The 11585-nt window shown below is 52.3% G+C and carries 15 protein-coding genes; 6 read left to right on the forward strand and 9 right to left on the reverse strand.

The features are described from left to right. Positions 1 to 20 precede the first annotated feature (20 nt). On the reverse strand, positions 21 to 1712 hold the full coding sequence (locus tag KO116_RS05590) for an L-lactate permease (RefSeq protein ID WP_035562289.1): 1692 nt from the start codon (positions 1710 to 1712) through the stop codon (positions 21 to 23). A gap of 392 nt (positions 1713 to 2104) precedes the next feature. On the opposite strand from KO116_RS05590, the gene KO116_RS05595 reads away from it, so the two are divergent. The 3 genes from KO116_RS05595 (at position 2105) to KO116_RS05605 (ending at position 4140) form a co-directional block, all read left to right on the forward strand. Then, entirely contained in the window at positions 2105 to 2797 is a 693-nt protein-coding gene (locus KO116_RS05595) for a glutathione S-transferase family protein (protein WP_035562294.1), read from the forward strand. A gap of 115 nt (positions 2798 to 2912) precedes the next feature. Next, complete coding sequence (locus tag KO116_RS05600; protein ID WP_035562296.1) at positions 2913 to 3602, forward strand: glutathione binding-like protein; 690 nt, start codon at positions 2913 to 2915, stop codon at positions 3600 to 3602. Positions 3603 to 3783: 181 nt separating this feature from the next. Further along, positions 3784 to 4140 (forward strand): phasin family protein, encoded by a 357-nt coding sequence (locus KO116_RS05605; RefSeq protein ID WP_035562299.1) that lies wholly within the window; start codon positions 3784 to 3786, stop codon positions 4138 to 4140. Between the two features lie 79 nt (positions 4141 to 4219). Here KO116_RS05605 and KO116_RS26045 read toward each other — a convergent pair whose 3' ends face one another. From KO116_RS26045 to uraD, 3 genes are all read right to left on the reverse strand, one after another. Further along, positions 4220 to 5023: a uracil-xanthine permease family protein gene (locus tag KO116_RS26045; RefSeq protein WP_268762329.1), complete on the reverse strand. Its 804-nt coding sequence runs from the start codon at positions 5021 to 5023 to the stop codon at positions 4220 to 4222. Next, positions 5020 to 5586: a solute carrier family 23 protein gene (locus KO116_RS26050; protein ID WP_268762330.1), complete on the reverse strand. Its 567-nt coding sequence runs from the start codon at positions 5584 to 5586 to the stop codon at positions 5020 to 5022. Before KO116_RS26050 ends, KO116_RS26045 begins: the two co-directional genes overlap by 4 nt. 119 nt (positions 5587 to 5705) lie before the next feature. Continuing rightward, positions 5706 to 6242 carry a 2-oxo-4-hydroxy-4-carboxy-5-ureidoimidazoline decarboxylase gene (gene uraD, locus KO116_RS05615; protein ID WP_035562301.1) on the reverse strand — a complete coding sequence of 179 codons (537 nt, stop codon included), beginning with the start codon at positions 6240 to 6242 and terminating at the stop codon, positions 5706 to 5708. Between the two features lie 144 nt (positions 6243 to 6386). Here uraD and uraH point away from each other — a divergent pair, with 144 nt between their 5' ends. Genes uraH through KO116_RS05630 form a run of 3 tightly spaced genes read left to right on the forward strand, consistent with a single transcriptional unit; the run spans position 6387 to position 8708 of the window. Further along, positions 6387 to 6740, forward strand: a complete 354-nt coding sequence (uraH, locus tag KO116_RS05620; RefSeq protein ID WP_035562303.1) for a hydroxyisourate hydrolase — start codon at positions 6387 to 6389, stop codon at positions 6738 to 6740. 15 nt (positions 6741 to 6755) lie between these two features. Beyond that, a complete protein-coding gene (locus KO116_RS05625) occupies positions 6756 to 7955 on the forward strand; it encodes a urate hydroxylase PuuD (RefSeq protein ID WP_035562305.1) in 1200 nt (399 codons plus the stop codon). Positions 7956 to 7973: 18 nt separating this feature from the next. After that, positions 7974 to 8708: a GntR family transcriptional regulator gene (locus tag KO116_RS05630; RefSeq protein WP_035562307.1), complete on the forward strand. Its 735-nt coding sequence runs from the start codon at positions 7974 to 7976 to the stop codon at positions 8706 to 8708. Positions 8709 to 8794: 86 nt separating this feature from the next. Here KO116_RS05630 and KO116_RS05635 read toward each other — a convergent pair whose 3' ends face one another. The 5 genes from KO116_RS05635 to KO116_RS05655 form a co-directional block, all read right to left on the reverse strand. Then, the gene (locus KO116_RS05635) at positions 8795 to 9091 is read right to left on the reverse strand and encodes a type II toxin-antitoxin system RelE/ParE family toxin (protein WP_035562312.1); all 297 of its coding nucleotides are present in this window, start codon (positions 9089 to 9091) and stop codon (positions 8795 to 8797) included. Next, entirely contained in the window at positions 9091 to 9345 is a 255-nt protein-coding gene (locus KO116_RS05640) for a type II toxin-antitoxin system ParD family antitoxin (RefSeq protein WP_035562315.1), read from the reverse strand. Before KO116_RS05640 ends, KO116_RS05635 begins: the two co-directional genes overlap by 1 nt. Before the next feature lie 103 nt (positions 9346 to 9448). Continuing rightward, positions 9449 to 9946 (reverse strand): GIY-YIG nuclease family protein, encoded by a 498-nt coding sequence (locus tag KO116_RS05645; protein WP_200897165.1) that lies wholly within the window; start codon positions 9944 to 9946, stop codon positions 9449 to 9451. Positions 9947 to 10059: 113 nt separating this feature from the next. Next, complete coding sequence (locus tag KO116_RS05650) at positions 10060 to 10824, reverse strand: TIR domain-containing protein (RefSeq protein WP_035562321.1); 765 nt, start codon at positions 10822 to 10824, stop codon at positions 10060 to 10062. A gap of 100 nt (positions 10825 to 10924) precedes the next feature. Beyond that, positions 10925 to 11461: a hypothetical protein gene (locus KO116_RS05655; protein WP_052703729.1), complete on the reverse strand. Its 537-nt coding sequence runs from the start codon at positions 11459 to 11461 to the stop codon at positions 10925 to 10927. Between the last annotated feature and the right edge of the window lie 124 nt (positions 11462 to 11585).

Raw genomic sequence — 11585 nt, forward strand, 5'->3', positions numbered from 1 at the left:
CAGCCCGTTCTACTTTATGGTCACATTAACGGATCTGTTACGCCAATCACGTAGAACGCAATGAGGGCGATGATACCGGTGAAGATGAGGTAGTAGAGCGTCGGTAGAATCGTCTTACGGATGGTGGCGCCTTCACGGCCGAGCAGGCCCACCGTCGCGGATGCCGCGACCACGTTGTGGATAGCGATCATATTGCCCGCCGCCGCGCCCACTGCCTGCAGCGCTACCATCATGGCCGTGGAAAGTCCCAGGGTTTCCGCAACGCTGAACTGGAATTCCGCCAGCATCAGGTTGGATACCGTGTTGGAGCCTGCAATGAAGGCGCCCATTGCCCCGACTGCTGGGGCAAAGAAGGGATAAATGCCGCCCACGCTATCGGCCACTGCCTGGGCCATCATCACCGGCATCGAGACAAGATCTGCGCCGTTAACGCCGGAGTTGATCAAGATACGCACCATCGGCACGGTAAAGATCAACACGAAGCCAGCACCAAATATCGTTTTGGTGGATTCAGACACCGCTGCGCTGATCTTTTGCGGGTTCATACGGTGAAGGAAGTAGGTAACGATAACCACGGCAACAATGATCCCACCCGGTAGGTAGAGCGGCTGAACGCCACCGCTTACGCCCGCTTCGCCAAGGATATTGCTCCAGCTGAGGTTGATCGACGTTAGTGCGCTACGCAGTGGTTCGATGGTGCGTGAGGCCACCAAAAACAGTGCCAACAGTACGTAGGGTACCCAGCCTTTGAAGGTGGACATTGGCGCTTTGCCTACAACGTCATCAAGCTTGATCTGTAGGTTACCGATCCACTCGTCAGGCCAAGAAGAGGACTCGGGGAAGTCCCAGGTATCTTTTGGCATCAGGAAGCCACGTTTGGCAGCGGGTACGACAATTGCCAAGCCCACCATAGCGCCGATCATTGAAGGGAACTCAGGGCCCAGCAGCACGCCTACCAGCATGTAAGGCACTACGAAGCAGATACCGGTAAAGATGGCGAAGGGGGTAATCGACAGCCCCTCTTTCCAGGAGCGGTTGGCACCGAAGAAGCGCACCATCACGGTAACCAGAATCAGCGGCATTAAAATGCCCACGATACCGTGAGTAATTGCCACTTCGCTGGTGACTAGCTGGAAGAAGACATCCCAGCTAGAGCCTACTGAGTCGAGTTCGGCGCTAATACCTGCGCGATCCAAGCCGCTACCGACACCGACCACAATAGGCGTACCCACTGCGCCAAACGAGACCGGCGTTGATTGAATCATCATACCCACAACCACCGCCGCAAGCGCCGGGAAGCCGAGAGCAACCATCAAGGGTGCGGCAACCGCAGCTGGCGTACCGAAGCCTGATGCCCCTTCGATAAAGCAGCCGAACAGCCAAGCAACAATTAACGCCTGTACGCGGCGGTCGGGACTAATATCTGAAAAGCCATTACGGATAGCGGTAATGCCGCCGGAGTGCTTAAGGGTGTTAAGCAGCAAAATGGCGCCAAAGATAATCCACAAAAGACCCGCGGTCTGAATCAGGCCTTGAATGGTCGATGCCGCTACGCGGCTAAAGGACATATCCCACGCGGTTAAGCCAATAATGGCAGCGGTCAGGAAAACAATAGGCATCGCTATCTTGGCTGGTATTTTAAAACCTATGAGCAAAATACCGGCCAGTAACAGCGGCAGAAAGGCCAGAAGTGCAAGAATCGTTTCGTTCATGGAAGGAACTGCCCCTTGTTATTGATTTGGTATGCTCCGCAATAACCGTCTGGCTGTTGTGGTGCCAGTCGGGTGTAGGTGAAAGATACGTTTAGCCTAACAATATGACTACATTGGAAAATTGGTCTTACCAGTTTGGCGTGTGTTTAAGATATCGATTTATACCGCACTTTTTTCATAGTTTATTGTTTTATAATGTTTTTTTAGAAATAAAGCCGAAGCTATAGCAAGCGCTGCTATTAGACTAATAGACAGTGCCTAGCCGTACCTCTTGCACGGCTAGTTCCTTGAGCTCATTGTTTAACTACGCAGCGTTTATAAATGTGGTTTTCTAACCACTTTTTACCAACAGTTTTTCAGCACCCAATGTAACGAACTAAAAGGCGGTAGTAATGGCACTTAAGCTTTATGACCTGTGCGGCCGTGACGAACGGCTACGCTTCTCACCTTACTGCTGGCGCGTACGGATGGCGCTTGCCCATAAAGGCCTGGAATTCACCACCGTGGCATGGCGATTCCTTGATAAAAAAGCGCTGGAGTTTGCCGACTACGACAAAGTGCCGGTGCTGTGCGACGGCGAGCAGGTTGTCACCGACAGCTTCGAGATCATGCGCTATCTGGACAAAGCGTATCCCGAGTCACCCGTGTTGGGCGAAGGCGTCAGCTATCAGCGGGCTTTACTGTTCAAATACGTCGTTGAGCGCAGCGTGAATCCGGCGCTATTCCGTATTATCGCCATAGATCTGTTCGCAGCAGTACATCCTGGTGACCAGGCCTATTTCCGCGAAACCCGTGAGGCTCGTTTTGGCTGTACGCTAGAAGAGTTTCATCAGCCTGAGCAGGGTAAACAGAAGCTTCAACAGGCGCTGGCGCCGGTACGTGACCTGCTGCGGAAGAGCGCCTTTTTAGACGGTGATGCACCCAGCGGCTGCGACTACTTATTGTTCGGCAGCATGATGTGGGCCCATGTCGTATCATCACAGGCGGTAGTAGAGCCGGGCGACCCGGTAGACGAGTGGTTCAAACGCATGCTTGGCGTACACGACGGGGCGGCCAGCACCGCTCTGACCGTGCGGGAGATATAACGCCCGCTGCGCGCTATATCTAACCATGGCGGTACATTCGTGTGCCGCCAGCTGCATTTCGAAAGCTTGATGGGCTCATAATGAGCCAATCAGTGTTTTCATAAAGGAGATGGCAATGATTGACCTGTACTACTGGACAACACCTAACGGCCACAAAATCTCCATCATGCTCGAAGAAGCCAAACTGGCGTATCGAGTGAAGCCAATCAATATTGGCCGCGGTGAGCAGTTTGACCCTGAATTTCTCACTATTGCCCCTAATAATCGCATTCCCGCGATCGTCGATCACGCGCCGAAAGATGGCGGCCAGCCGCTTTCGATGTTTGAGTCGGGCGCCATTCTGGAATACCTCGCCGATAAGAGCGGCCTTTTCTTGCCAGCGGCAGGGCGTGAACGCTATATCGTGCTGCAGTGGCTTCACTGGCAAATGGGCGGTTTAGGCCCGATGGCAGGCCAAAACCACCACTTTTGCCATTACGCCCCGCAGAAAATTGAGTATGCCATCGAGCGTTACGTGCGTGAAACCAATCGCCTTTACAGCGTGTTGGATCAGCGCCTGGCGAATCACACTTATGTGGGCGGCGATGACTACTCGATTGCCGACATGGCGATCTACCCCTGGATTGTTCCTTGGGAAAAACAGCGTCAAACCATTGAAGAGTTCCCCGACCTAGAGCGCTGGTTCGAGATGGTCAAAGCACGCCCAGCCGTGCGCCGAGCCTACGCATTGGTCGAAGATGTTAATCCTCAGGCGGGTGTAGAAATGGACGAACAGGCGCGTAAGCATTTGTTCGGTAACCGCTAGTAGCCAGGATGCCGCCAGCGTTTTGCACTGACCAGAAGTGAGCAGGCGCAGCATGAGTAAAAAACCATGTTGCGCTGCACAAAAAGCACTGCTAGCTTTAAGGACAGCAGAGGCAACAGCCTGGCTAACAACCGCCTAATGAGGCGTGTTTATGTGCTAGCTCACATCTGGAGATATGAAGATGACGAAAGCTACTGATAAGACAACGCAACAGTTTGAGTCCGCATTTGTTTCACCCATGCGTTCTTACACGCTAACAGCCCTTGATTACTACGATCAGCTTTTCAGTGCACAAATGGACGCTTTCCGTGCCTACTCTGATATGGCAATTTCACAAGCGCGCACTTGGCTTGATGTAAAAGATGCAGACAGCTTCAAAAAGGCCATGGAGAGCCAGCAGAAAACGGCTGGCGAGTTTATGGAGCGAGTGAAGGGCGACACTGAAAAAGTGACTTCCATCGGCCAAAGCTTTGCTCAAGACAGCCAAAAAATGGCAGAAGAAACCTCTAAAAAAGCGGTAGAGACTGCCAAGCAGTGATCTAGCCCGTACCACCGCTTAAAGATGCCGTGCCCAAAGGGTTCGGCATTTTTGTTTTCGTTTGCCCGTCATCGCATGATTAACGGTTTTGATACTCCGCTTCGTCCTTCGCCAGCTTGGCGCGCCTATCAGGCTTGCCCGGCAGGATGGCATCCAACAATAAAGCGGCGAGTGCAGCAGGCACTAAACCTGACTTAAGCAGCAGCCCCATTTGCCCCGGCATGGTTTCTGAAATCGCCTCGACGGCAGGCAGGCCGATCCCAAGGCTTAGCGACACGGCGATGATCAGCATATTGCGTTGATCCAGCTCGCACTCTTTGATGATTTTAAGACCCGCCGACGCGATCATGCCGAACATCACTACACCTGCTCCGCCAAGTACCGCAGGCGGCATGGCGGCGACCAGCCCGCCCAGCTTGGGAAATAGCCCCATGGCGATCAATAGCAGCCCGCCGATAGTCACCACGTGGCGACTGACTACGCCAGTGAGGGTAATCAGGCCAACGTTCTGAGCATAAGCTGTGTTGGGTAGGGTGTTGAAAACGGCGGCAAATGAAGTTGCTACCCCATCGGCCATAACGCCGCCAGAGAGCTCACGGTCTTTAGCGGGGCGGCCAGCGCCAGTGGTGGTAATCGCGGAGATATTGCCAATCGTTTCTAGCCCCACCACAAACATAATCAGCGTCATGCCGATGATCGCGGTACCAGAAAACGTCATGCCGTATTCCAGTGGTTTGGGTAGCGCGAACCAAGCGGCGTTGCTTAGCGAGGTAAAATCGACCTTGCCAAGAATGATGGCAACCGCATAGCCCGCCACTAAGCCAAACAGAATCGAAGACGCTTTAATAAAACCCCGCCCATATTGGTGTATGGCGATGGTCATGCTGAGTACAAAGAGTGCCAGTAATAAGTTGCCGGGTGATCAAAGTCATCCGCACCCACACCGCCTGCGGCGTAATTGAGACCCACCGGCATCAAGGTAATTCCGATCAACAGCACCACAATGCCGGTGACTACTGGGGAAAACCAATGGCGAATCTTCTTTAAAAAGGCACCGAGAACAATTTGTAGCAGCCCAGCCACAAAGGAAGCACCGAGAACGGCGGGCAGGCCAAACGCTTTAGCCAGCGGCAGCGCCACCGGCAAAAAGCCAAAGCTGGTGCCCTGCACAATCGGCAGGCGGGCGCCTATCGGACCAATACCGATGGTTTGTACCAACGTGGATACCCCCGCCACAAACAGGGCTACCTGTATTAAAAAGATCTGCTCCGCCGGGTTGGCGCCGATCACGCCCGCAATAATAATCGGCGGTGTGACGTTACCAGCGAACATGGCCATGATGTGCTGTAGGCCTAGCGGGATCGCTTTTGATAACGGCGGCATCGCGTCGGGGTTTTGATTAATGGTACGCGAAGGCCGCGTTTGGGCGTCGGGCGGAGTGGACATAAAGAGCCTTTATTCGCAGTGGGTGGCATTGTTTTCTTCTTGCATCCATTTACTAATAAAAGTGTATACAAGATGTAAATGCAATAGCCCGTTTGGCGAAGTGGCGTCGACTTGGTGGTTTATTGTTCGGCCCGGGCCCTTAAACGAAAACGCGCAATGCAAATGATCTGCTCAATGGCCGTTTGTCGCTCGGCGGCGGCATCGTTATGTAACCGCGCTTCAAAGGCATCGAGAATGCCGTGTCGATCGAGCCCCTTAACGGCAATCACAAACGGAAAGCCAAATTTTTCCTTGTACGCGGCGTTAAGGTCTTCAAAGCGGGCAAACTCCGCGGGGCTGCACTGGTCTAGACCGGCGCCTGCCTGTTCACTGGTGGAGTCTTGGGTTAATTCGCCTGCCATGGCGGCTTTACCTGCCAAGTCTGGGTGCGCGCGGATAACGCTAATTTGCTGTTCGCTGCTTGCCTGCTGCAACATAAGCCCCATCAGTTCGGCCAGTGCGTCTGGGGTGTCATGGGCTTCGGTTAGGCCGTGGTGCCAGGCCGCTTCGGCCACCCAGGGCGAGTGCTCGTAAATATCCCCGTAATGGTGGGTAAGCATCTCAAGGCTGCACTGGCTCGGCGCAGGCGATAGCAGTCGCGGTGTTTCAGCAGGCATTGGTTCTCTCCAAAGTGAAAAGGGTAACGCGCAGGTGTTCAAAAAGTGCGCGGTTGGAATTACTGTATACAATAAATAGCTGTAACGGTACTCTTTGACCAATAGGTCAAACCATGCAAACAACGTTATAAATAAGGAGTGGCTATGGGACGTTTAACTACCCACGTACTGGATACCGCCAAAGGTCAGCCCGGTCAGGGCATTACCATTGAGGTGTTTCACCTTACCGGCAGTGAACGCCAGCATCTGAGTACCGTAATCACCAACAGTGACGGGCGTTGCGATGCACCCATTTTAGAAGGTGATGCGCTCACACCAGGGGAGTATGAGCTGGTGTTCCATGCCGGTGATTACCTGCGTGCCCAAGGCGTTGAAGCTAATGAGCCGCGCTTTTTAGACGTAATCCCGCTGCGCTTTGGCGTCGCCGATGCCAGCCAGCACTACCATGTGCCGCTACTCCTCTCGCCCTATGGCTACTCAACTTACCGCGGTAGCTGATAGGGGAGTTCCGTTATGCAAGCATACCTAATCGATTTTGTTAATTTACTGCTGCGCTGGCTGCATGTGATTGCGGCTATCGCCTGGATCGGTGAGTCGATCTATTTTGTAATGCTGGATAACAGACTACGTTCGCCGAAGGCTGAGGAAGACCGCGAGAAGGGCGTCTTTGGTGAAATGTGGTCGGTGCATGGCGGTGGTTTTTACCACAACCAGAAGTACGCCACCGCGCCTGCCAAGCTCCCCAATGATCTGCACTGGTCATTCTGGAAAGCCTATACCACCTGGCTTTCCGGCTTTGCGCTGTTTGTGATTCTCTACATGGTCAATCCGGGCTTCTATCTGGTAAACCCCAATAGCCCCTGGGAGTGGGCCGCCAACATGACTGGCTGGCAGGCCAACCTGCTGGCGCTGGCATTCCTGCTCGGTGGTTGGGTGGTTTATAACGAACTGTGTAAGCGCATTAGCCCCAATATGGATCGCGACGGCCTGCTCAGCGTCGCGGTTGCAGTGATGATGGTGGTCGTTGCCTACCTAAGCACGCAAATGTTTACCGGCCGCGCCGCCTTCCTACTTACGGGTGCGGTCATGGCGACGGCGATGTCGGCTAACGTTTTCTTCTGGATTATCCCCGGCCAGCGCCGCATGGTAAAAGCCATGAAGGCGGGCGATGCCCCCAATCCGTTGGATGGCAAACGCGGCAAGCAGCGCTCGGTGCATAACACCTACTTCACGCTACCGGTCGTGTTGTTGATGGTGAGTAATCACTACTCCTTCATCTACTCCCACGAGCTCGCCTGGGTCGTGATGGTGATGTTTATCTTCGCCGGTGCCTTGATCCGTCAATTCTTTGTATTGATGCACGCAGGCAAAACCCAGCCCGCCTATCCCGCCTTTGGGGTAGGGCTTATTCTGTTAGCCTTTTGGGTGGCCGCACCAAGTGCTTCATCACCGAGCGGTGATGCCGGCGCGCAAGGGCCGGATCAGGCAAAAATCACGGGATTAATTGAGCAGCACTGTGTTCAGTGCCACGCTCGCAACCCTGAACATGCCGGTTTTTCAGCACCGCCCGCCGGGTTTGCTTTCGATAGCTGGGATGAGATTCTGGGCCAGAAAACGCAGATTCAGCAGGTCGTGGCCAGCCGCTATATGCCGTTAGGCAATATGACCAACATGAGCGATGAAGAGCGCGATATCATTGCCGCTTGGGAGTAACGATCAAAGAGGCTCGCTATGAGTGATGCGCAGGCGCCGGAAAAACGGCGCGCTCCTGCTAAAGAAGTTAAAAATAGCAAAGAGGGCGATGAGCGCCACGATGCCATCTATCGCTCTGTGAGCGATGCTATTGTCGAGCAGCGCTTAAAGCCCGGCGCACGGCTGCGCGAAGATGCGCTGGCGGATGTATTCGGCATTAGCCGCACCGGTATTCGTAAAATCCTGCAACGCTTGGCGTTGGAGCAGTTAGTCACGCTAACACCGCGCCGAGGCGCCAGCGTTACCCGGCCCACCGCCGACGAAGCCAAAGACGTTTTCGATGCCCGCCAATTAATCGAGTGCGGATTAATGCCCGATGTCGCTCGGCGTATGGGCGAAAAAGAGGCGGCGGAACTGCGCGAAATGGCCCGCCAGGAGCGCCAAGCGCTGCGCAGTGGCCAGCAGAGCGTCGCTATTCGGCTCTCGGCCGACTTCCACGTGCGCCTAGCACAGCTTTCGGGCAACGCCACCCTGGCAGAGTTTGTCGAACGGCTCTGCTCGCGCTCATCGCTGATACTCGCCGTCTACGGCCATCGTGGCCATTTAGGCTGCGAATCCCACGACCACGACGACCTGATCGGCTATCTGGAAGCAGGCAACGGCGAACGCGCCAAAGCCTTTATGAGCCGCCACCTAAAAGCTATCGAAGCCTCGCTATCGATGGTTGAAGAGGAGGAGAACGTGCCGGATTTGCAGCAGATATTTGGGGGATGAGGTTGATGGCTCGCTGCAGCTTGTTGGGCGGCATCGGCACGGGGCTTGATGGAGATATTGAGGCTGCGCCGAAAATAGAGCTCCCACTACTCCAAAAGCCTTTCCGGTGCATCCATGTCCTCGTGAAGCACACGAACAACGAGCACTTTCGATTCATGCAGTTGATAAAAAACAGCGTGGTGCTCGACCTGTAATCTGCGATAACCAGAAAAAACATGGTCGTAGTTCGCGCCAAGTGATGGATGATCAATCAGCCGTTGCATGCCGGTCTCAAGCCGATCCAGGTAATTATCCGCCTGATCAACGCCCCATTCCTCACAGGTATACACCCAAATTCCGATGAGATCAGATTCCGCCTTTGGCGTGACATTCAATTCAAGCACTAATCAACCGCCTTGATCCGCTTACGGCCAACCGCCTTAATAGCCGATATATCCAGGGGTTTCGGGTTCCCGCTTGACTCACCCTCAACGAGGGCTTGCCTCAGCATGGCAAGACGTTGTTTGGCCTGCTGATCCCTTCGGATGAGATCGCGGATGTATTCACTATCGTTGCCAAAGTGGCCGCTTTCAATCTGGGCTTTCACCCAGCCGTCTTGCTGTTCAGTCAGCGTGATGGTTTTCCGGTGCATGCTCATGACTGATACTCCTAGCACGAGAGAGGTGTGACATTATCATACTACTCCCGACGCTGAATCAATGATGCTCATACGTCTGAGGTAAATTGCGCCGTTTTTGGCGTCAATTTTGCAGCTCATAGTTTGACTCAATGATTCCGCACTTTAAGCAGCGTTCAACGCCATAATTTTCATTGTACTGCAGCCCACAAGCACAGCCGCATTGTGGACAGAATTTCGAGGCATCAGCATCACCCCATTCCCAAGGCGGAACAAATTCTGGGATACCGTCACGATCACGGCCTAAGAATTCGCCGATATTTTTTTGAAGGGCTATATAGCCACTTGGGCCGGCATTTTTCAGCTCTTCAAGAACAACCTCATCATTGATTTCGAACCATTCATTCAGAACACGTGCATCGGCGTACTTCTGATGGAGCATTTCTTCATATACTTTATCATTACTTACCTCGATCCAGCCCATTAAAGCAAGCCTTCTGGAATTACCGGTTTGTAGGGCTCGAATACGCTCCCCGGGCGTTTTACTGAAACCGATCTTGATCCTTTGGTGAAGAAGATCTTCGTTTTCAATGATGAAGTAGACGGCTATAGAATCACCTATTTGGCTCTAACGCCCGGCTCACCGAGCAAATTTTTGATGGCAGCTTTTTTGAGTGTTTTAGCAAACAAGTTGATAGCGGAAATTTGTCCGGTGCAGCCGTTTGTTATACCAAATTAGCTCGAAGCCTTAGTTATATTTTCTGGGTTTAGCACAAACCCAGCCGCTCTTAATCTATCAGCTAATTTTGGAACTGATTCTTTTACATGATCATTATAGGGAATGTATAAAATACCTTGGGCATCTGATGGTGCTTCAAGGTGGCCCTTTTTCAGTATTGCTACGTTGCCTCGACCTACAGCAGAAATAAGCATGCCCATCTCAAGTACAACATTTTGTCGGGCTCTGGGCTGAATATTATCCGCGCCATCTGATTTTGAGTAACCCATATCATCAGGTGTCATTAACACGATACCGAACCTTGCCTGATTATTATTTGTTCCTATTTCCGCCTCTAAAGCCTCTATAATAGTCAAACCACCACCGCCTGTATTAGCCAGCACAAATGGATCAAGACCAAGCTTATGTATCACAAGTTCTAGCTGCTCCCTCGAAACTGAATCATGGCCGTGAACGACAAACACCTTTTTGTTTGCCATAGCAGGGTTGCTGGGAGCATGAGGTGCAGGAGCATCGCTTTCGGTTACCACGGGAACTTTGGGCGCTAAACCGTTGTAGGTACCCCAAGCATCCTCAAGTCGATCCTTAACGGCTTTTTTACCTTGAAATTGAACCTTACCAGTTGATGTATACCAATTTACAATTGCGCCTTCATTTGTTTTTATTTGGTGGCCATGCTCCTGAGCTTTAACTTCACTAATTGTAAATCCGCACCCTTTTATTTTTGTTTGCAGATCCTCTAAGGTTCCAGTGTGATTCATTTAAAACTCCTTAGTTTGGAATTGGGTATAACGCCACGTACAGAGGCGCGAGCTTGCGAGCGTCCTGCCGCCGCTTGCGGAGGCGAACTGATACGCCTGGTTATGCATTTCTATCTGCAAGATGGCGGCCCTCGTTTGTCAAAGCCCAGATCATTTCGCCCGTCTTATTTTTATTTGCGGTCTGGATGAATTTATTTCCTACAAGTTTCACTAGAGCCGGCCACACCTCTGCCTCATTGTAACCAGCATCCTTGCTGATTCCAGAAAGAGTGCGCCAAGTATACTTGGGACTAGATAATGCCTTAAGAACGGCTTTCTCTACAGGAGATGCTTGTGTTGCCTCACCCTCGGAATTTGGATAAGGCGTAGCTTCCGTTTCTTTCTCTACTACCGCTTGTATTTGGTCTTTCATTTTTGCCGAGAATCCAGCACCACTAAATTCCGACAATTTGTCTAAATTCGAGAATGCCAAGCCCAATGCACCGGCTAGTATGACCAAGCCCATCTCCGTTGGCTGGGACATGTAACCAAAATAGCAAGGTACGAATAGAAGCACCGCTGCCGAGGAAAATTTGAATACTGATTCCATACTAGGAGCTCTGAGCCTCATATTGCATAACAGTTTATTCATACGCATGCGCGTTTTCCTGGAAACCAAAAATGCACCATTAATTCTCAAGTGTCTGATATGAAATAAAAAAATCACTCTATTTCACTAAGGGCCGCCAGAAAATTGCGCATGCGCATAAACATTCCAGGTC

The organism is Halomonas sp. KO116 (assembly GCF_000734975.2).
In the GTDB taxonomy this organism is placed as follows: Bacteria; Pseudomonadota; Gammaproteobacteria; order Pseudomonadales; family Halomonadaceae; genus Vreelandella; species Vreelandella glaciei.

Coding starts and splice junctions, on each gene's coding strand:
- KO116_RS05600 (WP_035562296.1), top strand. CDS start 2,913: ATGATTGACCTGTACTACTGGACAACACCTAACGGCCACAAAATCTCC.
- KO116_RS26045 (WP_268762329.1), bottom strand. CDS start 5,023: ATGACCATCGCCATACACCAATATGGGCGGGGTTTTATTAAAGCGTCT.
- uraD (WP_035562301.1), bottom strand. CDS start 6,242: ATGCCTGCTGAAACACCGCGACTGCTATCGCCTGCGCCGAGCCAGTGC.
- KO116_RS05605 (WP_035562299.1), top strand. CDS start 3,784: ATGACGAAAGCTACTGATAAGACAACGCAACAGTTTGAGTCCGCATTT.
- KO116_RS05590 (WP_035562289.1), bottom strand. CDS start 1,712: ATGAACGAAACGATTCTTGCACTTCTGGCCTTTCTGCCGCTGTTACTG.
- KO116_RS05625 (WP_035562305.1), top strand. CDS start 6,756: ATGCAAGCATACCTAATCGATTTTGTTAATTTACTGCTGCGCTGGCTG.
- KO116_RS05655 (WP_052703729.1), bottom strand. CDS start 11,461: ATGCGTATGAATAAACTGTTATGCAATATGAGGCTCAGAGCTCCTAGT.
- KO116_RS05640 (WP_035562315.1), bottom strand. CDS start 9,345: ATGAGCATGCACCGGAAAACCATCACGCTGACTGAACAGCAAGACGGC.
- uraH (WP_035562303.1), top strand. CDS start 6,387: ATGGGACGTTTAACTACCCACGTACTGGATACCGCCAAAGGTCAGCCC.
- KO116_RS05595 (WP_035562294.1), top strand. CDS start 2,105: ATGGCACTTAAGCTTTATGACCTGTGCGGCCGTGACGAACGGCTACGC.
- KO116_RS26050 (WP_268762330.1), bottom strand. CDS start 5,586: ATGTCCACTCCGCCCGACGCCCAAACGCGGCCTTCGCGTACCATTAAT.
- KO116_RS05630 (WP_035562307.1), top strand. CDS start 7,974: ATGAGTGATGCGCAGGCGCCGGAAAAACGGCGCGCTCCTGCTAAAGAA.
- KO116_RS05650 (WP_035562321.1), bottom strand. CDS start 10,824: ATGAATCACACTGGAACCTTAGAGGATCTGCAAACAAAAATAAAAGGG.